20 protein-coding genes are annotated in these 18,848 nt (G+C 72.4%); 10 read left to right on the forward strand and 10 right to left on the reverse strand.

Annotated elements, in window-relative coordinates; translation table 11 throughout:
• The first annotated feature begins 38 nt into the window (after window positions 1-38).
• The 3 genes from ACFQQJ_RS08775 to ACFQQJ_RS08785 all read left to right on the forward strand — a co-directional run bounded on the left by ACFQQJ_RS08775 (window position 39) and on the right by ACFQQJ_RS08785 (window position 3,510).
• Entirely contained in the window at window positions 39-776 is a 738-nt protein-coding gene (locus ACFQQJ_RS08775) for an HNH endonuclease family protein (protein WP_377105748.1), read from the forward strand.
• A 74-nt stretch (window positions 777-850) separates the two neighbouring features.
• The gene (locus ACFQQJ_RS08780) at window positions 851-2,134 is read left to right on the forward strand and encodes a glycoside hydrolase family 1 protein (RefSeq protein WP_377105750.1); all 1,284 of its coding nucleotides are present in this window, start codon (window positions 851-853) and stop codon (window positions 2,132-2,134) included.
• A complete protein-coding gene (locus ACFQQJ_RS08785) occupies window positions 2,131-3,510 on the forward strand; it encodes a glycoside-pentoside-hexuronide (GPH):cation symporter (RefSeq protein WP_377105751.1) in 1,380 nt (459 codons plus the stop codon). The genes ACFQQJ_RS08780 and ACFQQJ_RS08785 overlap by 4 nt, the downstream gene beginning before the upstream one ends.
• A gap of 26 nt (window positions 3,511-3,536) precedes the next feature.
• On the opposite strand, the gene ACFQQJ_RS08790 is transcribed toward ACFQQJ_RS08785, so the two are convergent.
• Window positions 3,537-3,845: a GNAT family N-acetyltransferase gene (locus tag ACFQQJ_RS08790; RefSeq protein WP_377105752.1), complete on the reverse strand. Its 309-nt coding sequence runs from the start codon at window positions 3,843-3,845 to the stop codon at window positions 3,537-3,539.
• A 212-nt stretch (window positions 3,846-4,057) separates the two neighbouring features.
• On the opposite strand from ACFQQJ_RS08790, the gene ACFQQJ_RS08795 reads away from it, so the two are divergent.
• Window positions 4,058-6,571 carry a DEAD/DEAH box helicase gene (locus ACFQQJ_RS08795; protein ID WP_377105753.1) on the forward strand — a complete coding sequence of 838 codons (2,514 nt, stop codon included), beginning with the start codon at window positions 4,058-4,060 and terminating at the stop codon, window positions 6,569-6,571.
• Window positions 6,572-6,673: 102 nt separating this feature from the next.
• On the opposite strand, the gene ACFQQJ_RS08800 is transcribed toward ACFQQJ_RS08795, so the two are convergent.
• Entirely contained in the window at window positions 6,674-6,946 is a 273-nt protein-coding gene (locus tag ACFQQJ_RS08800; protein ID WP_377105754.1) for a hypothetical protein, read from the reverse strand.
• Here ACFQQJ_RS08800 and ACFQQJ_RS08805 point away from each other — a divergent pair.
• Window positions 6,945-7,307, forward strand: a complete 363-nt coding sequence (locus ACFQQJ_RS08805; RefSeq protein ID WP_377105755.1) for a lipoprotein LpqH — start codon at window positions 6,945-6,947, stop codon at window positions 7,305-7,307. The genes ACFQQJ_RS08800 and ACFQQJ_RS08805 overlap by 2 nt on opposite strands.
• A gap of 21 nt (window positions 7,308-7,328) precedes the next feature.
• Here the strand turns inward: ACFQQJ_RS08805 and ACFQQJ_RS08810 are convergent, their stop codons facing one another.
• On the reverse strand, window positions 7,329-9,488 hold the full coding sequence (locus ACFQQJ_RS08810; protein ID WP_377105757.1) for a peptidoglycan-binding protein: 2,160 nt from the start codon (window positions 9,486-9,488) through the stop codon (window positions 7,329-7,331).
• 250 nt (window positions 9,489-9,738) lie between these two features.
• Here ACFQQJ_RS08810 and ACFQQJ_RS08815 point away from each other — a divergent pair, with 250 nt between their 5' ends.
• Entirely contained in the window at window positions 9,739-10,641 is a 903-nt protein-coding gene (locus ACFQQJ_RS08815; protein WP_377105759.1) for a metallophosphoesterase family protein, read from the forward strand.
• Between the two features lie 19 nt (window positions 10,642-10,660).
• Here ACFQQJ_RS08815 and ACFQQJ_RS08820 read toward each other — a convergent pair whose 3' ends face one another.
• Genes ACFQQJ_RS08820 through ACFQQJ_RS08835 form a run of 4 tightly spaced genes read right to left on the reverse strand, consistent with a single transcriptional unit; the run spans window position 10,661 to window position 13,630 of the window.
• Complete coding sequence (locus ACFQQJ_RS08820) at window positions 10,661-11,920, reverse strand: APC family permease (protein WP_377105760.1); 1,260 nt, start codon at window positions 11,918-11,920, stop codon at window positions 10,661-10,663.
• Between the two features lie 23 nt (window positions 11,921-11,943).
• Window positions 11,944-12,732: a serine O-acetyltransferase gene (gene cysE / locus ACFQQJ_RS08825; protein WP_377106319.1), complete on the reverse strand. Its 789-nt coding sequence runs from the start codon at window positions 12,730-12,732 to the stop codon at window positions 11,944-11,946.
• Between the two features lie 5 nt (window positions 12,733-12,737).
• Complete coding sequence (locus ACFQQJ_RS08830; RefSeq protein ID WP_377105762.1) at window positions 12,738-13,166, reverse strand: thioredoxin family protein; 429 nt, start codon at window positions 13,164-13,166, stop codon at window positions 12,738-12,740.
• Window positions 13,163-13,630: a DUF4395 domain-containing protein gene (locus ACFQQJ_RS08835; RefSeq protein WP_377105763.1), complete on the reverse strand. Its 468-nt coding sequence runs from the start codon at window positions 13,628-13,630 to the stop codon at window positions 13,163-13,165. Before ACFQQJ_RS08835 ends, ACFQQJ_RS08830 begins: the two co-directional genes overlap by 4 nt.
• Before the next feature lie 320 nt (window positions 13,631-13,950).
• Between ACFQQJ_RS08835 and ACFQQJ_RS08840 the strand changes: the two genes are divergently transcribed.
• The 3 genes from ACFQQJ_RS08840 (at window position 13,951) to ACFQQJ_RS08850 (ending at window position 15,936) form a co-directional block, all read left to right on the forward strand.
• Window positions 13,951-14,427: a hypothetical protein gene (locus tag ACFQQJ_RS08840; protein ID WP_377105764.1), complete on the forward strand. Its 477-nt coding sequence runs from the start codon at window positions 13,951-13,953 to the stop codon at window positions 14,425-14,427.
• A gap of 122 nt (window positions 14,428-14,549) precedes the next feature.
• Window positions 14,550-15,323, forward strand: coding sequence for a DsbA family protein (locus tag ACFQQJ_RS08845; RefSeq protein ID WP_377105766.1), 774 nt, complete (start codon window positions 14,550-14,552; stop codon window positions 15,321-15,323).
• Window positions 15,316-15,936, forward strand: a complete 621-nt coding sequence (locus ACFQQJ_RS08850; protein WP_377105767.1) for a vitamin K epoxide reductase family protein — start codon at window positions 15,316-15,318, stop codon at window positions 15,934-15,936. Before ACFQQJ_RS08845 ends, ACFQQJ_RS08850 begins: the two co-directional genes overlap by 8 nt.
• Here the strand turns inward: ACFQQJ_RS08850 and ACFQQJ_RS08855 are convergent.
• Window positions 15,926-16,828, reverse strand: coding sequence for a LysR family transcriptional regulator (locus ACFQQJ_RS08855; RefSeq protein ID WP_377105769.1), 903 nt, complete (start codon window positions 16,826-16,828; stop codon window positions 15,926-15,928). The two genes, ACFQQJ_RS08850 and ACFQQJ_RS08855, sit on opposite strands and share 11 nt — an antisense overlap.
• Window positions 16,829-16,899: 71 nt before the next feature.
• Here ACFQQJ_RS08855 and ACFQQJ_RS08860 point away from each other — a divergent pair, with 71 nt between their 5' ends.
• Window positions 16,900-17,859 carry an EamA family transporter gene (locus ACFQQJ_RS08860; protein WP_377105770.1) on the forward strand — a complete coding sequence of 320 codons (960 nt, stop codon included), beginning with the start codon at window positions 16,900-16,902 and terminating at the stop codon, window positions 17,857-17,859.
• Here the strand turns inward: ACFQQJ_RS08860 and ACFQQJ_RS08865 are convergent.
• Window positions 17,833-18,258: a PLD nuclease N-terminal domain-containing protein gene (locus ACFQQJ_RS08865; RefSeq protein ID WP_377105771.1), complete on the reverse strand. Its 426-nt coding sequence runs from the start codon at window positions 18,256-18,258 to the stop codon at window positions 17,833-17,835. The two genes, ACFQQJ_RS08860 and ACFQQJ_RS08865, sit on opposite strands and share 27 nt — an antisense overlap.
• 128 nt (window positions 18,259-18,386) lie before the next feature.
• Complete coding sequence (locus tag ACFQQJ_RS08870; RefSeq protein WP_377105773.1) at window positions 18,387-18,812, reverse strand: PLDc N-terminal domain-containing protein; 426 nt, start codon at window positions 18,810-18,812, stop codon at window positions 18,387-18,389.
• Window positions 18,813-18,848 lie beyond the last annotated feature (36 nt).

An 18,848-nucleotide genomic window follows, 5' to 3' on the forward strand; every position in this document is an offset into this window, starting at 1 on the left:
CCGCCGCCGGGGCCGGTCGGTGGGATCATGGCCGGGCGATGGCCACGACGACACGCGGACGCCACGGCGGCGGGGTGCTGCCGTGGGTCGTCACCGCCCTCCTGGTGCTCGCGTTGGCCGGGGCCTTCGCCTGGCCTGCGATCAGCGATGCGCTCGCGCCGCCGCCCGCGGGCGCCAACACTCTGCTGGCTGCCGCACCGGAGGAGGTCGCCCGCGCGCGGAAGAACCTGGACGGGCTCGCGGTCGTTCCGCGGCCCCCCTTCGATCCGGGCTACTCGCGCGCCGCCTTCGGCGACGCCTGGACCGACACCGACCGCAACGGCTGCAACCAGCGCGACGACGTCCTGCTGCGCGACCTCGTCGCGTCCCGGCCGCACCGGGTGCAGCGGCAGGGCTCGTGTGACCACGACGTGCTCGCCGGCACCTGGGTGGACCCGTACACCGGAGGCGAGATCACCCTCACCGACGCCAAGGCCCAGTCGGAGGAGGTCCAGATCGACCACATCGTCGCGCTCAGCGTCGCGTGGCGCTACGGGGCCGCCGAGTGGACGGACGCCCGCCGGCTCGTCTTCGCCAACGACCTGGGCAACCTGCTCGCGGTCGGCGGTGGCACCAACAAGGACAAGGCGGGTTCGGACGCGGCCCGGTGGCGGCCCGCGCCCGCGGCACAGTGCGGGTTCGCCGTCCGCTATGTCACCGTGAAGTCGCGCTACGCGCTGGCCACCGACCTGTCCGAGAAGGGCGCGCTCGCGGCCATGCTGGGTACCTGCGACTGAGCCCGGCGAGCCGGTCCGCTGCGCGGCGGCGGGGCCGGTGATAGCGTCGGGAAACCGACGGACGAAGGTGTCGAATGCCTGGTTTCCCGCTGCCGAACTGCGCGCTCGGGGTCGCGACGGCTGCCACCCAGATCGAGGGCGGAGACCTCGATACCAACTGGCACCGCTGGGCGGCGTCCGGCGGCATCTCGGACGGATCCACGCCGGCGCGGGCGGCCGACCACTGGAACCGGGTCGACCAGGACGTGGCCCTGCTCGCCGACCTCGGCGTCCGGCACTACCGGCTGGGCCTGGAGTGGGCGCGCCTGGAGCCCGAGCCCGGCGTCTTCGACCCCGAGGCCTTCGCGCACTACCGCGACGAGCTGGCCCTCCTCCGCGAGGCGGGCATCACCCCGCTGGTCACCCTGCACCACTTCTCCCTGCCCGGCTGGCACGTCGACACGGGCGGCTGGCTCGGGGCGGACGCGGTCGCGGTCTTCCTTCGCTTCGTGGGCGAGGTCGTGCGGCGGCTGGGTGACCTGGCGAGCGAGTGGATCACGATCAACGAGCCCAACGTGTACGCCACGCAGGGCTACCTGTACGGGGTGTGGCCGCCGGGGGAGCGCTCGTACCGGCGCACGGTGGCCGTGCTGCAGGTGCTGGTCGAGGCGCACCTGCGGGCGTACCTGCTGATCCACCGGCTCCAGCCGCACGCCACCGTCGGCCTCGCGCACCACCTGCGCGTGTTCACCCCGGCGCAGGCGCGCAACCCCGCGGACCGGGCCTCGACGCTCGCGTCCCGCTACCTCTTCCAGGACGCGGTGCTGGCGGCCACGAGCACCGGGCGGTCGGCCGGGCCGCTGCGGGTGCCGCGCGACCTGCGCCCGGGCCGCTACGCCGATGTCCACGGCATCAACTACTACAGTCGCAGCACGATCCGTGGCTTCGACCACGGCGTCGCCGACGGGGTCGAGGTGAACGACCTGGGCTGGGAGGTCTACCCCGCCGGGCTCGTCGAGGTGGCCACGCAGGTGTACCGCCGCTTTCCCGCCCCGCTGTGGATCACCGAGAACGGCACCTGCGACAACGACGACCGGTTCCGTGCCCGCTACGTCTACGAGCACCTCGCCCGGATCGCCGCGTCCCCGTTGCCGATCGAGCGCTACTACCACTGGTGCTTTACCGACAACTGGGAGTGGGCCGAGGGGGAGGCCGCCCGGTTCGGGCTGGTGCACCTCGACTTCGACACCCAGGAACGCCAGGTGAAGGAGTCGGGCCTGTTCTACGCCGACGTCATCGCGCACGCCGGGGTGACGGAGGAGGCCCACCGCCGGTGGGTCGCCGGACGCCACTACCCGAGGAACGGGGCCCCGCGGTGACCGCGCTGCCGGCCGTCCCGCCGGCCATCGACCGGCGCAACCTGTGGACGTTCGGCGTCGGCACCGTCGGCAGGGACATGGTCTACACCCTCGTCAGCCTGTACCTGGTGTTCTTCCTCAGCGACGTGCTGAAGCCTCCGCCGGAGGAGTTCCTGTGGGCGAGCTCGCTGATCCTCGTCGCACGCCTGTTCGACGCGGTCGCCGACATCGTGATGGGCGCCGTCGTCGACAACACCCGCACCCGGTGGGGCCACTACAAGCCGTGGATCGCGGGCGGGGTGGTGGCGTCCGCGGTCTGCACCGTGCTGCTGTTCGCCGACCTGGGGCTGCGCGGGACGGCGTTCGTGGTCGGGTTCGCCGTGGTCTACCTGCTGTGGAGCCTGTCGTGGACCGCGAACGACATCCCGTACTGGTCGCTGCTGCCCGCGCTGACGATCGACCAGAAGCAGCGTGAGCGCTTCGGCTCTGTGGCCAAGATCTTCGCCACCATCGGGCTCTTCACCGTTGTCGTCGCCGTGATCCCGGTGACCACGGCCCTGCGGGACCGCGCGGGGGAGACCGGGGCGTGGACGCTGTTCGCGATCGGGGTGGTGGCGATCATGCTGGCCAGCCAGTCGGTGACGCTGTTCGGGGTGAAGGAGCCGCGGATCGCCGTCGAGCAGGAGCGGACGAGCCTGCGCGAGCTGGCGCGGGTGGTGACCGGCAACGACCAGCTGCTGTGGACGGCGATCGCGATGGTGCTGTTCATGACCGGCTACCTGACCACCACGACGTTCGGCACCTACTACTTCAAGTACGTCTTCGGCGACGAGAGCATGTACTCCCCGTTCGGGGCCGTGCTGGTCGCGAGCCAGCTGGTGGGCTACGCGGTGTTCCCCGTGTTCTCCCGCCGCTTCTCCCGGCGGACGCTGTTCGGCGCGGCGATCGCCCTGATCCTCGTCGGTTACGTCGTCTTCTTCTTCGCCCCGACCCACATCGCCTGGGTCGCCGTGGCCGGCCTGCTGCTGTTCCTCGGCGACTCCTTCGTCACCCTGCTGATGCTGGTCTTCCTCACCGACACCATCGAGTACGGGCAGTGGAAGCTCGGACGCCGCAACGGCGCGGTCACCTTCGCCCTCCAGCCGTTCATCAACAAGGTCGGTGCCGCGCTGTCGACCCAGGTGGTGGCGATCGCGATCGTCGTCGCGGGCGTGAACCCCGACCGCCCGCAGGACACGACGCCCTCGGGGCTGCTCACGATCAGAATCGGCATGCTCGTCCTGCCGCCGGTGCTCATCCTGGCCAGCTACCTCATCTACCGTGCGAAGTTCCGCATCGACGAGGCCTTCTACGCCCGCATCGTGGCCGACCTCAGGGAGCGCGGCAGCCTGCACTGAGCGACGGTCGGGCGTCCGCGGTGGGCTCAGTCGGCCCGTGAGGGCGCCGCGCCGTAGGTGATCGCCAGGTACTCGGGGTGTCGCTGGATCCAGCCGGTGATGAACGGGCAGACCGGCAACGCCTTGCGCGTCCCGGCGGCGACCAGGCCGTCGAGCGCGTGACGGGCGATGGCCGAACCCACCCCCTGCCCCTCGAACGCCGGGTCCACCTCGGTGTGGGTGAACACCACCAGGGCGTCGGTGAGCTGGTACTCCGCGAAGCCGGCCAGGCGGCCGTCGACGTGGGCCTCGTAGCGGCCGGCCGCCGCGTTGTCCGTCACGACGACCCCGCTCACGATGCGCTCCCGTGCCCGGTGGCGGGCCGCCCCGCAGTGTCGTCGCGGAGCCCGCCGGCCAGCGGCCCGTGGCAGGTCTGGTGCGCCATTCTCACTCCATCCTGTGCGCGGCGGGTGGTCCCGCCGGTCGTGGCTGTCAACGCCGCGGGGGGGCCCGGATACTCCCACCCGTCGTGCGGGGGCTCCGGCGGGAGGTGGGAGCATGGTCCCCGATGAGACTCACCGACCTGCTCGCCGACGACGGGGCCGCCGACCCGGACGCCCTCTACGACGCCTTCCTCGTCTGGACGGCCGCGGACGGCATCACCCTCTACCCCCACCAGGACGAGGCCGTCGTCGACATCCTGACCGGCGCGAACGTGATCGTGACCACTCCGACCGGGTCGGGGAAGTCGCTGATCGCCACGGCGGCGCACTTCGCCGCCCTCGCGGCGGGCGGCCGCAGCTACTACACCGCGCCGATCAAGGCGCTCGTCAGCGAGAAGTTCTTCGCGCTGTGCGCGGTCTTCGGCGCCTCGAACGTGGGGATGGTCACCGGGGACGCCGCGGTGAACCCGGACGCGCCCATCGTGTGCTGCACCGCGGAGATCCTGGCCAACATCGCCCTGCGCGAGGGACGGGCGGCGCGGGTCGACCAGGTGGTCATCGACGAGTTCCACTTCCTCGCCGACCGCGACCGGGGCTGGGCCTGGCAGGTGCCGCTGGTCGAGCTGCCGCAGGCGCAGTTCGTGATCATGTCCGCGACGCTGGGCGACATGAGCGCGACGGCGGCGGCCCTCGAGCGCCGCACCGGACGCCCGGCGACGATCGTCGGCGGCGCCGTGCGTCCCGTCCCCCTGGTGTACAGCTGGGCTCTGACCCCGGTGCACGAGACCATCCAGGGCCTGATCGACACCCGCCAGGCCCCGGTCTACGTCGTGCACGCCACCCAGGGCAGCGCCGTCGACCGCGCGCAGGCGCTGCTGAGCTCCGGCATCATCGACCGCAGCCATCGCGCGGAACTCGTCGACGCCCTGCGCGGCTTCCGGTTCGCGGGCGGCTTCGGCAGGACGCTCTCGACATTGCTGCACGCAGGCATCGCCGTCCACCACGCCGGCATGCTGCCTCGGTATCGCCGCCTGGTGGAGACCCTCGCGCAGCGGGGGCTGCTCACCGTGATCTGCGGCACGGACACCCTCGGCGTGGGTATCAACGTCCCGATCCGGACCGTGCTGTTCGCGGCCCTGACCAAGTTCGATGGACGACGCTCGCGCGTGCTGCGCAGCCGCGAGTTCCACCAGATCGCCGGCCGCGCCGGGCGGCCCGGCTTCGACACCGTCGGCTACGTGGTGGCGCAGGCGCCCGAGCACGAGGTGGAGAACGCCCGGATCGTGGCGAAATTCGAGAACGACCCGAAGAAGCTGAAGAGCGTCCGCCGCAAGAAGCCGCCAGAGGGGTTCGTCAACTTCGGCGAGGCCACCTTCACCAGGCTGATCGAGTCCGAGCCCGAGCCGCTGCACGCCCGGATGCGGGTGACCCACGCGATGCTGCTGAACCTGCTCCAGCGCGACGAGGACACCGGCGCGGCGCTCGCGGCGCTCGTCGACTCCTGCACCCCCGACCGCGTCCAGCGCCAGCGGCTGCTGCGGCGTGCCGCGGCGATGGGACGCTCGCTGCTCCGCGCAGGGGTGGTCACCCGGCTCGCCGAACCGACCCCGGGGGGACGCCGGTACGCCCTCGCCGTCGACCTCCAGCACAACTTCGCGCTCAACCAGCCGCTGAGCGCGTTCGCGCTCGCCGCGATGGCCGAGCTCGATCCCGACGCCCCCGGCTACGCGCTGGACGTCGTCAGCGTGATCGAGGCCACCCTCGAGGACCCGACCGTGATCCTGCTGGCCCAGCAGTTCCGGGCCCGTGGCGAGACGGTCGCCGAGCTGAAGGCGGACGGCTACGACTTCGAGGAGCGCAGGGAGCTGCTGGACGAGGTCACGTGGCCGCGCCCGCTGGCGGAGTTGCTGGAGCACGTGTACTCCGGCGAGCTCGCGCTCCACCCGTGGCTCGCGGAGACACCGGTGAAGCCGAAGTCGGTCGTCCGGGACCTCTACGAGCGGGCCATGACCTTCGGTGAGTACATCGGCTTCTACAAGCTGCAACGCAGCGAGGGCCTGCTGCTGCGCTACCTGTCCGACGCCTACCGTGCCCTGCGGCAGACCGTCCCCGAGTCGCTGCGCACCGAGGACCTCGAGGACCTCGTCGAATGGCTGGGCGAGGTGACCCGACTCACCGACAGCTCGTTGCTGGACGAGTGGGAGTCGCTGGCGGGGTTGTCGGCGGGCGCCACGGCCGACGAGGTCGCCGTCCCGCGGCAGACCGTGACCAGCAACGTGCGTGCGTTCCGGGTGCTGGTGCGCAACGCGATGTTCCGGCGCGTGGAGCTGGCCTCCGGTGACGACGTGGACGCGCTCGTCGCCCTCGAGCCCGGCGGGCCGATGACCTGGGCAGCCTGGGACGAGGCGCTGGGGGAGTACTGGGACGAGCACGAGGTGCTGCCGGTCGACGCCGACGCCCGTGGCCCGGCGCTGTTCGTGGTCACCGAGCGTGGCCGTACCTGGGACGTCCGCCAGATCGTCGACGACCCGCAGGGCAACCACGACTGGTCGATCACCGCTCGCGTCGACCTCGACGAGTGCGAGGACGCGGGCGAACTGGTGCTGCACACGCTGGGCTTCGGGCGGCTGGACGGCTGAGGCCGGCAGCGGCGGAGCACGGCGTCGATAACAGTTCCGTCGAGCGTGGCGCGTCGCCGCGGTGCGCGGAGCGCGCACGGGCGACGATGGGGCAATGGCAGTTCACGAGGGACGACGGGTGCCGCGGGCCGGGGCCCGTCGGTGGGGGAGAGCGGCGGCGGTGACCCTGGGCGTGGGCCTGGCGGCCGGCCTCGCCGCCTGCGGGACGGGCGGCACGGCGTTCACGCCGAAGCCGGTGGTGACGATCACTCCGACGCCGGCCGCGCCGGGAAGCGGGCCGACCTCGCCGTCACCGAGCGTGACGCCGTCGCAGCCTCCGAGCGCGCCGCCCAGCACGCCGGCGGTGAAGGCGACCGGCAGCATGGGTGTGTTCATGACCGTCACCGAGGCGTTGTCGGGCACCTGCCGCACGGTGGACGGGGTGCCCACCATCGCGATGACCGACCCGAAGAACGAGTTCTACACGTCGGTGAAGGTCACCGTCGTGCTGACCGCGTCCAGGAAGGCCGTGAGCTCCGTCGCCACGACGTTCGAGGAGGACAGTGAGGGCTTCACCTGGAAGCTCGGCTACGACGCGGCGAAGCCGGTCAAGGGCACCTCGGCCGCGCTCACCGTCTCGGGGAGCACCTACACGGTGAAGGGCAAGCTCAACGCCCTGGAGACCCGTGGCGGCAAGACCAGGACCGAGGTCCTGCCCTTCACGATCGTCGCGAGGTGCGGCTCCGCGCAGTGGTGACCTGCGCGGGGCCCTCCGTCGTCAGGAGATCTTCGCCCCGGAGGACTTCTTGTCGACCGTCTCGAAGCCGTCCCGGGCGCCGGTGACGACCACGTAGAGGGTCTTGTTGCGGTCCGCTGAGGTGGTCTTGTAGGTCTTGCCGGTCGCCTTGTCGATGGCCGTCGAGCCGCGGTACCACTGGTAGGTGTAGGTCACCGGGCCGGGGCCCCAGATGCCGCGGATCGCGGTGAGGGTCTTGCCGACCTTCCGGGTGCCGTCGATCTTCGGCTTGTACACCGTGGTGAACGTGCCCTTGGCCACCTTCTCCGTGGCGTCGGAGGCCTTGGTCACGGCGGTGTACCCCACCTTGGTGCCGGTGACCGACACCGAGATCGTCGCGCCAGCGTCTGCCGCCTGGAGCACGTAGGTGCTCGCGGTGGCACCCTTGATCGCCTCGTCCCCGCGGTACCACTGGTAGGCCAGGGTGACCTTGGCCGGCGTCCAGCTGCCGGCGGAGGCGGTGAGCTTCTGGCCGACCGCAGCCGTGCCAGAGACCTTCGGGGTGGGCGTGGCGGTGAAGGTCGCGTTGTCGACCATGTCGGTGGCGGCGGAGGTGCGGCTGGTGAGCGTGTAGCCCGTCTTCAGGCCGGTGACCACCACGCGGAGCGTCGAGCCGGCGTCCTCGGGCTGCACGGCGTAGGTGGTGTCGGTGGCGCCGCTGATCGCGGACGTGCCGCGGTACCACTGGTAGGAGAGACCGACGGTGCCCGGGCCCCAGTCGCCGGCCTCCACGCTGAGCGTCTTGCCGACCTTCGCCGACCCGGTGACGGTCGGCGCCGCGGAATCCAGGGACATGAACAGCGCGGCCCAGGTCTGGGTGTCCGCTGTGCCGGACGCACTGCGTCCGGCGGTCACCTGGAAGGACTTCAGCGCGGAGACGGTGGCCGAGCCGAAGGCGTCCCCGGCGTTGGGGGAGTAGCCCAGGCCCTTCAGCAGGACGTTCAGGGCGCTGGTGCGGACGCCGGTCGTCCCGCTGGTCAGCTTCGCGAACAGGGCGCCGAGCGTGTAGGGGCCGGACTGGCCGTCGACCTCGAGCTTCTTGGCCTTCTGGAACTTCTTCACCGCGGACACGGTCGCTGCGTCGTAGGTGCCGGTGATCGACGTGCTGTAGCCGGCCGCCTTCAGCAGGTACTGCAGCGCGGTCACGCGGAATCCGCTGTCGCCGGACTCCAGCAGGATCGTGATCGGCACGACGTTGTAGTCGTTGAGGTTGTAGGTGTCGATCAGGGTCTTCAGTTGCTTGGCGTACGACGCGGAGTCCTTCGGCTTCACCACGTCGGCGATCGCGTCGACGAACTTCGGCACGCTCGACATCACGGCGCGAGCGCCCTTGTAGGCGGAGTCCTCGGTGATGGCTGCGGCGTTCGCGTAGAACGAGTTCGTCATCGACGTGAACTTGCCGTACTGGGTCGAGCCGATCGTCACGCAGCCGGACTGGTACATGCTCGAGGCGGAAGCGGTCACGCTCTCGCCGTTGGCCAGCACGAACGACGGGTAGCGGCGCAGGCCGGCGTAGTACGAGCGGTTCTTCCAGTAGCTCAGGGTGGACTTCACCACGCCGTAGGCGCGTCCGCGGGCCTCCACGACCTCCCAGTCGCCGCTGGACAGCTTCTTGGTGAGCACGGCGACGTGGCCGATGCCGTTGGAGCGCGCGGGGTTGTTGCGCAGGAAGACGAGGTCGCCGGTGGCGGGGGAGCCGCTCACCTTCCTCGTCACGTTGTACTGCGCGGCGGCCAGGTCGGTGATCGGGTTGCCGGAGCGGCCGAACAGCCACTGCACGAGCTCGGAGCAGTCGAACTTTGGCGGGTTCGGGTTGCTGATCGCCGCCTCAGCGCCGAGCACGTACGGCTTGCCGACCTGGGCAAGGGCGAGCTTTGCGAACTGGGAGGCGGTCATCGAGGCGCTGCACGGGGTGTCGAAGTAGTTGTTCGCCTTGTCCACAGCGGCGGAGGTGCCCCAGTCGGAGGCCAGGATCGCCTGCGCGATCGAGACCGACGCCGGGACGCCGAACTTCTGCTGGGTCCTCTGCGCCGCGGTCACCACGCTGGAGATGAACGAGTTCTTCGCGGTGGTGGACACGGCCCTCGCGGGCGCGGCATCGACGAGGGCAAGGCCGATCGCCATGGCCAGCCCAATGGTCACGGACAGCACTCTCGTCACAGGTTTCACAGGGTCCTTGGTAGCCGGGCGGTGGGGGGCCAGCAAGGGTCCGGTTGAGGGTTGAGGGTTGAGTGCGCACACGGAACAGCGCCCTGACTAGGTGATTTGAAGGGCATGGCCCTCAAGCCGTGGTTCAGGGTTGGGTTGAGAGTTGCTCCAGGGCCGGGACGGGAGGAGGCCGCGCCGCGATCGGCTAGGTTGGGTCCGTCCACTCCCGAACGAGGTAGGTGCGATGGTCCGGACGACGCGACGCGGGCTGCTGCAGGCGGTCGGGGCGGCAGCGGGGCTGGGGGCGGCCGGGACGCTCGCGGCGTGCGCGCCCGTCCCCGGGGGGCCGACGCCCGGAGGAGCAACGGACGGTGGCTCCGCACCGCCACTGACGAGTTCCCCCACGGCTGCGACGACGACGCCGGCGGCATCGGCGGGCCTGCGGCTGGTGACTGCGAGCGACGGGCACCTCGGTGAGCCGGGGACCGACTCCCGCCGCTTCCTCGAGGAACTCGTGGACGCGGTGAACACGCTGCACGCCACCGCCCCGGTGGACATCGCCGTGCTCAACGGCGACATCGGACACGGTGGCGCCGCGCTGCTGAGGGAGGCGAAGAAGGGGCTCGACCGGCTGGAGGTGCCCTACCTCGTCACGCAGGGCAACCACGACGAGGTGTCGGCCGCGGAGTGGGAGGACATCTGGGGCGCGCCCGGCGACCAGGTGCACCGGCTGGGGCGCCGCAGCCTGGTGCTCGCGAACACGTCCAACGAGGCCGGGGACTACCTGTGCGCCGACCAGGACTGGCTCGCTCAGGCGCTGTCGGGCGAGGCCGGCCAGCAGGACGTGTTGGTCTTCATGCACATCACCCCGAACACCTGGACGAAGTGGGGCATCGCCTGCCCGGGGGTCCGGCGCGTGCTCGCCGGGGCACCGAACGTGCGCGCGGTGTTCAACGGCCACGACCACGACCAGGGCGGGGTGAAGGTCGACGAGGGCGTCCACTACTTCTTCGACGCCCACTACGGCGGGCACTGGGGGACGCCCTATCGCGCGTTCCGTCTGGTGGAACTGGGGGACGGGCACCTCAGCACCCGGCTGGTCACCACCACTGGCGAGCGACGCTCCGGGGACGACCTGCGCTGGTGATGCACGGGCGGTGCGGACCTCACGCCGCGCGGCCCGCCCCCCGGCGCACCTGCCGGGCCACCACGCCGACGCCGAGGACGGCCGCGCCCGCGACGACCGACGGCCAGGGCAGCGTCGCGGCCAGCACCACGCAGCCGACCACGCCGAAGACGTTGAGGGCGCGGGGCCAGCGCCGCTCGTCCCCGGACTGGGTGAACGCCGCGAGGTTCGCGACGGCGTAGTACGCGAGCACACCGAAGGACGAGAAGCCGATCGCCCCCCGCAGGTCGAGCGTCGCGGCGGCGGCCGCAGCGAGGGCCGAGATCACGACCTCGGCCCGGTGCGGAGAGCGGAAGCGCGGGTGGACGGCCGCCAGGCCGCGGGGCAGGTCGCCGTTGCGGGCCATCGCGAGAGCCGTGCGCCCGATCCCCGCGAGCAGGGCCAGGAGGGCGCCGAGGCTCGCCACGGCAGCCCCCACCTGCACCAGCGGAGCCAGTGGCTCGAGGCCGACGGCCAGCACCGCGTCGCGCAGCGGGGCGGTCGACGCAGCGAGGCCGGCCGGGCCGAGCGCCGCGACCAGCGTCCAGCCGACCAGCGCGTAGACGACCACGGCGATGCCGAGGGCCGCCAGAATGGCGCGCGGGATCGTCCGCCGGGGATCGCGCACCTCCTCGCCCAGGGTGGCGATCCGTGCATAGCCGGCGAAGGCGAAGAACAGCAGTCCCGCGGACTGGAGGACGCCGTAGGGCCCTCCGGGGAGGTCGACCACCGGTGTCCCGGCCGGGGACGGCTGACGCAGGAGCACGGCGACGACCACCACCGCCAGGCACGCCAGGGTGAAGGCGACGAGCAGGCGGGCGGCCAGTGCCGTCCGGGTGACGCCGAGGTAGTTGATCGCGCCGAGGGCGAGGACCGCGGCCACCGCCAGCGCGCGCTGCGTCCACCCCTGCCCCGGGAGGGCGTAGCTGGCGAAGGTCAGCGCCATCGCCGCGCTCGAGGCGGTCTTGCCGACCACGAAGCCCCAGCCGGCGGTGAACCCCCACCACTCGCCCAGCCGCTCCCGCCCGTAGACGTAAGTGCCGCCGGAGGTGGGGTAGGCCGCAGCCAGCTGGGCGGAAGCGGTGGCGTTGGCCCACGCGACGAGCGCGGCCAGCGCCAGCCCGGCGAACAGGCCCCAGCCTGCCGCCCCCGCGGCCGGGGCGAAGACGGCGAACACGCCCGCACCGACCATGGAGGCCAGCCCGAGCACGATCGCGTCGCCGGTGCCGAGCCGGCGGGCGAGTGCGGGCGTGTCCGTCACGGCCGGGACCGGGCGTTCGCGGCTCAGGCCTCGCGGATCTCGTCGAGGTCGTCCAGCGCAGGCAGGGCGTGCCCCGGGTAGCTCAGGGGACGGGCCGGGATGCCCGCGACGGTCGTGAACGGCGCGACGTCCTCGAGCACGACAGAGCCGGCCCCGATCTTGGCACCCTCGCCCACGCGGATGTTGCCCAGCACCTTGGCCCCGGCGCCGATCATCACGCCCCGGCCGATCTTGGGGTGCCGGTCGCCGCCGACCTTGCCCGTGCCGCCGAGGGTCACCTCGTGCAGCATCGAGAAGTCGTCCTCGACGACGGCCGTCTCCCCGATCACCACCGAGGTCGCGTGGTCGAACATGATCCCCTTGCCGATGCGGGCGCCGGGGTGGATGTCGACGGCGAAGGCCTCGGAGATCCGGCTCTGCAGGTAGAGCGCGAGCGCGGACCGCTCGTGCGTCCAGTAGTAGTGCGCCACCCGGTAGGACTGGAGGGCGTGGAAGCCCTTGAAGTAGAGCAGGGGGACGGAGTAGCCACGGCACGCCGGGTCGCGGCTGAGCACGGCGCGCAGGTCCTCGCGGATCGCGATGCCGATGGTGCGGTCGTCCTCGAACGCCCGCCGGATCAGCTCGCGCAGGCTGAGCGAGGTGATGGTCTCGCTGCCGAGCTTGCTGGCCAGGATGAAGCTGAGGGCGTCCTCGAGCCGCGCGTGGGAGAGCACGTTGGTGTGCAGGAAGCTCGCCAGCGCGGGCTCGGCCTGCGCGTCGGCGGCCACCTCTGCGCGGATGCGGTTCCACACCTCGTCGCGATGCACGGTCATGTCGGTCACTTCTCTGCTTCCGTCGGTGAGAGCGCCCGGAGCGCCTGGAGAACGTCGGGCCGGCGCGGGGCGCCAACGATGCGGTGGCGCTCCACACCGTCCGCGTCGAGCACAAGCACGGTGGGGGTGCGGGTTATTCCCAGCTCGCTCACCAGGTCGAGGTGCTGGGCGGCGTCGATCTCGATGTGGGTCACCCCGCTGGACGCAGCGCTGACCTCGCCGAGCACCTGAGCCGTCACCCGGCACGGCGCGCACACTTCGGAGGAGAACTGGACGAACGTCGCCGCGTCGCCGATGGGGCGACCCAGTCGCGCGGCGTCCAGTCCGCCCGCCGTGGCGGGGGCCGCACGGAGGCGTCCGTCGAGCGCGCGCCGGTAGAGCCCGAAGCCCAGCGCGAGCAGGACGGCGGCCGCCAGCACCCATGCCCCGGTCATCGCGCGGCCCCCGTGGCGGGACGGCGCGCGCGCAGCCGCTGCGCGAGCAGGTACACCTCGCAGCCGAGGCACACGTCGAAGGCGGCGTTGAGCAGTGCGGCCACCAGGGCGAAGCCGACCGCGACGTAGAACAGGCCGGCCAGGCCGAGCAGCGCCCCGGCCAGGCCGAGCACAGCGAAGGCCAGCCCGACGGACTGCGCGAAACGCGGCGGGCGCTCGTCCTCCAGCTCTGCCGGGGCGCCCAGCCGGGGGCGGACCACCCGGCGGAAGACCCAGCCGTACGGCTGGTAGCGCAGGCCGAGCAGGGCTCCGGCGCCGAAGGCGATGGCCTGCAGGATCAGCAGGGGCAGCCCGAGCGTGGGGCCGGCGAGGAGCGTCGCGGCGAGCACGACGGTGGTGATCGCGGCGCCGAAGCGGGGGCCGCGGGGATCGATCAGGGCGGGGGTGGGGATGGGCGTGGGCATGTGAGGGTCCTCGAGATGGTGGGGTCGTAGACGGTGGGCGGCAGCGGACGCGGGTCGTCCCCGGAACGGGAGTTCGGGTTCGCCGGCGGCCGGGGCCGCGGCGATCAGGCTGCGGTCAGGCCAGGCTGCGACAACAACACATGCACATGGGAACACGCGGAACGCTCAGCGATACGGCGAGCCTGCGGCTGGTGTGCATGACGTCGAGGGTAACACGGGCCCCCCGGAGGGCAGAAAGTGCGGGTCTCGCCCCTCGGCCGGGACCTGCCACCCGGACGGGGACAGGCGCCGCCGGGCACACGCCGGTTATCCTTGCGGTCATGCACCTGCCCGCCTGGCTCCCAAGACCCGGACTCCGGTCCCGGGTGGCTGCCGGCGTGGTCACGCTTCTGGCGCTCGTTCCGGCCCTGCTCCGCCTTCCGAAGGTGAGCGTGGTGGCCTGCTTCGAGACCGGCCACCCGCTGTACCAGTGGGTGCCCAGCAGCGACTTCACGGGCGGCGCGCACTGCGTGAGCGCCCCCACCACGGTCGTCAGCTGGACGCTGATGGTGGCGGCCACCCTCGTGGTGCAGCTGCTCCTGCTGCCGGTGCTGCTCGCTGTCGGCGCGCTCCTCGTCCGTGGGGCCCGGGCCGTCGCGGCCTCCGCGCACCGGATCCTTGCCGGCGCGCTGGTCCAGCTCGTCGCCCTGCTCGTCCCCGAGCAGCGGCCCGTCCCGGTGCGCGTCCGCGCGGACTACCGGGGCCTCGACCGCTCGCGGGCCAACCCGCGCCGCGGTCCTCCGTCCCGCTCCTGCTGATCCTGTGAACCGGCCGCGCCCCGGCGCGCGGCCATGACGCCTGCGCGCGTCCGGACGATCTCCGCGTCCCCCTCACACCCGTCAGGAACCCAGGGCACCCAGCCCGGAACGGACACACACCCATGTCGAACCAGAAGACTCCCCCCACCCCCTCCCGCGGCACCCGCCGCGAGGAACTCCGCCGGCAGCAGGAGGCTGCCTCCGCCCGCGCCGGGCGCCTCGCCCGGGCCACCTGGATCGTGGGCCTTGCCGTGATCGCCCTGATGGCCGGCATCATGGTCTGGGCCTTCACCCGTCCCGCAGACCCCGGTGCGGCCGCGCCCGGAGCGCTGGTCGCCCCGGCCGGCGCGACCGATGCCGGTGCCGTCGTCGTCGGCCAGGAGTCGGCGCCGGTCACGGTCACCATCTACGCCGACTTCATGTGCCCCTACTGCGGGCAGTTCGAGCGGGCCAACGGCGGCGACCTCGCCGCAGCGGTGTCCGCGGGGACCGCCAAGCTGGAGCTGCACGCGATGTCCTTCCTCGACAACGCGTCCTCGGGGACCCGCTACTCGACCCGGGCGGCGAACGCCTTCGCCACCGTCGCCAACGCCGATCCCGCCGCAGCGATGGCCTTCTACCGGCTCCTGTTCGAGCAGCAGCCGGCCGAGAACACCGCCGGGCTCACCGACGCCCAGCTCACCGACCTGGCCCGCCAGGCGGGGGCGACCGAGGCGGTCACGGCGTCGTTCGCGAAGGGCACCTACCAGCCCTGGATCGCCCAGGTGACCCAGAAGGCCTGGGACTCCGGAGTGAAGGGCACGCCCACCGTGCTGATCAACGGGCAGACCTTCACCGGTGACCCGTACACGGCCGGCCCGCTGGCCGCGGCGATCGCGCAGGCCGCCGGTGCCTAGTGCCGCACTGGCCGCCCTCGTCCGCCTGCGGCGGTCGAACGGGTGGATCTGGGGAACCATGCTGTTCTCGGCCCTGATCAGCCTGACCGCGTCCTTCGTGCTGTCGGTGGACGCGGTCGTGCTGGCGGCCGACCCGCGAGCGGCACTGGCGTGCAACATCAACGCCGTGCTGAGCTGCGGGACGGTCGGCACCTCCTGGCAGGCGAGCCTGTTCGGCTTCCCGAACGCGTTTCTCGGCCTTGCCGCCGAGCCGGTGGTCATCACGATCGCCGTGGCCTCGCTGGGTGGGGTCCGGTTCCCGCGGTGGTTCATGCTCTCCGCCCAGGTGGTCTACACCCTCGGCGTGGTCTTCGCGTACTGGCTGTTCTTCCAGTCCTACTTCGTGATCGGTGCGCTGTGCCCGTGGTGCCTGCTGGTGACCCTGTCGACGACCCTGGTGTTCACCTCGCTCACCCACGTCAACATCCGTGACGGCAACCTCTACCTTCCGCCGCGGGCGAGCGCAGCGGCACGGGCGTTCGTCGACGCGGGCCTGGACGCCCTCCTGGTGACGGTGTGGCTGATGGCCGTCGTCACCATGGTGGTGGTCAAGTACGTGCCGCTCATGACCTGAGTCGTGCGGCCTCCTTCGCGGCCCCGGCGAGGGCGTCCAGCACGGCGCGGACGGCAGCGCGCTCGAGCCGGTCCGGACGCCCCAGCGCGACGATCGAGCGGGCCGATCGCACGTCGCGCAGGGGCAGCAGGACCACCTCCGGCCGCGGCCGGGTGGTGAAACGGGGCAGCAGGGCGCAGCCCACGTCCGCGGCGACCAGCGCTTCCACCACCCGGTTGTCACGGATGCGCTGGACGACCTCGAGCGGCCGGCCGGAGCGGTTCTCGATCGCGATGCGGACCGTGTCGAACGGGAAGCCCACCGGTACGCCGATCCACCGCTCGCCCGCCAGGTCGGACGCGGTGAGCGCGGCGCGCGAGGCGAGCGGGTGGCCGGCCGGCACGGCGACGTCCAGCGGCTCGTGGGTGAGCAGGCGCGCGGCCAGCCCGTCCGAGCCCTCCGGCGCGTCGGCGAGGCTGTGGCCGACGACCAGGTCGTGGTCGGCCGCCCGGCCCGCGAAGTCGGCCTCTGCCACGTCCTCGTCGCTCAGCACCACCACGACGCCGCTGCCCGCCGTGCGGGCGACCAGCCCGGGGGTGAGAAACTCCAGGGCGCTGGGCAGGCCGCACACGGTCACCGTGCCGGTGGGCGTGCCGCGCAGGTCGTCCAGCGAGCGCTGGAGGCGGCCGACGACCGTGGCGACCTCGACGGCCCCCTCGGCGAGGAGCCGGCCGGCGGCCGTCAGCCGCAGCCCGCGGCCGTCCTGCTCGACCAGCGCCGTGCCGAGGGCCCGCTCCGCACTGCGCAGCTGCTGGCTCACCGCCGACGGCGAGCGGTACGTCGCGGCGGCGACCGCCGTCACGGTGCCGCGATCGGCGAGTTCCCTGAGCAGCGCCAGATGATGCAGTTCCATGAAGTCAGCCTAAAGCCTCACTTCAGAATCTTGCGCTTGTCCTTCATCGGTCGTGCGGTCAGCATGGTGGCGTGCCCGTCCGCCATCGCCTCCTCGCCGTCCTCGTGGCCGCCATCTGGGGGGTCAATTTCCTCGCGATCCACGCCTCGCTGGCGCAGTTCCCGCCGTTCTTCCTCGTGGCGCTGCGGTTCGCGCTGATCGCCGTGCCCACGATCCTGCTGGTGCCGCGGCCGCGCGTGCCCCTGCGGTGGCTGGTGGGCTACGGGCTCGGCTTCGGGGTGGTGCAGTTCACGTTCCTCTACGCGGGGATGGCTGCGGGGATGCCCACCGGGCTGGCCTCGCTGGTGCTCCAGGCGTCGGCACCGTTCACGCTCGTGCTCGGCGGCGTCCTGCTGCGGGAAAGGGTGACCGCGCGCCAGTGGGTGGGCATCGTCACCGCCGTGGCGGGCATGGCGCTGGTGGGCGTGGCCCGTGCCCAGGCCGCCGCGCTGCTGCCGTTCCTGCTGGTGCTCGCCGGCGGCCTCGGTTGGGCCTTCGGGAACCTCGCCAGCCGGCTCGCACGCCCCGAGAACCCGCTGCACCTCACGCTGTGGATGTCGGTCGTCGTGCCCGTCCCGATGCTCGCCCTCTCGCTGTGGCTGGAGGGTCCGGCGCAGGTCGGGGCTGCCCTCGCCGGCTCCGTGACCGCGTCGGCGATCCCTGCCTGGATCGGCCTCGCCTACACCTGCGTGATCGGGACGGCGGTCGGCTCGGGCCTGTGGACGTGGCTGCTCGCCCGCCACCCGGCCGGCGTGGTGGCGCCGTTCTCGATGCTGGTGCCGGTGGTCGGCATCGCCACCGCCGCGCTGGTGCTCCACGAGGTCCCGGGCGTGTGGGAACTCGCCGGCGGGGCCGTGGTGGTCATCGGGGTGCTCATCGGCGCGCGGCGTCCGCGGGCCGGTCGGCCCGCACCCGGGGTGCAAGACGACCTGACGCCGGCGGGCGTCCCGGTGGGCGGGGTAGGATCAGCGGGCGTCGTCGCCCGGACCTGAGGCGCCGGGGTCGTCGGTGGCGCGCTTCTCCTCCTCGCGCCGGCGCAGGTCCTCCTCCCAGCGCTTCAGCATCCGCTCGTGGGCGTCCCCGTCGTGGGCGAGCCGGGCGAGGAACTCCGGGTCGTCATCGGGTCCCTTCGGGCGCCGGTGCCCCGACCACTCGTCGCCGGGGTGGCCCGCCGCCCGGGAGGGTGGGGGCACGGGACGGTTCGGGGCGCGGCCGGTGGGCCGGCCGGCGATGAGCCAGGCGATGCCGCCCGCGAGCGGGAGGATGACGATCAGCAGGATCCAGGCCCACTTCGGCAGGTTCCTCACCCGCGCCTCGTCGGCGAGGATCGCGTCCACGAGGCAGAACACGAGCAGGATCAGCTCGATGGCGACGGGCAGTATCCGGATCATGCGCACTCCTGGGGTCCTGGCGCCCACGATAGGGCATCGACGGCGCTCCCCGCCGTCGCTGCACAGCACGCGGCCGACCGGTGCCGGGCGCCCCGGCTGTGGGTGCTCCCGCGCGTGCCGGAAGCGGGTCAGCGGTCCTCTGCGGGTGGCCCTGAGTCGTCCGGCTCCGCCTGGTCGCGGAGCTCCTCCTCCCGTCGGCGGAGGTCCTCCTCCCACCGCTTCATCATCCGCTCGTGGTCGGCGTTGGTGCGCTTGAGCCGGGCGATGAACTCCGGGTCGTCGTCCGGGGCGACCGGGCGCAGGTAGGGCGGGCGCTCCCAGGTGGGCCCGGACGGTGTCGGGCCGGGCGGGACGGGGGGTGTGCGCCGGGCTGCGCGCTGCGGCCGCCCGGCGAGGAGCCAGGCGATCACGCCGACGAACGGGACGATGACGATCAGCAGGATCCAGGCCCAGCGGGGCAGGTTCCGGATGCGCGCCTGGTCGGCCATCACGCAGTCGATCAGGCCGAACACGAGGAGTGCCACCTCGAGCACTGCAGGCAGGATGCGGATCATCGGACTCCTGTGGACAACTGGCCCTCCACGATAAGC

The sequence above is a fragment of the Propionicimonas sp. T2.31MG-18 genome, from assembly GCF_964266745.1.
Lineage (GTDB): Bacteria > Actinomycetota > Actinomycetes > Propionibacteriales > Propionibacteriaceae > Propionicimonas.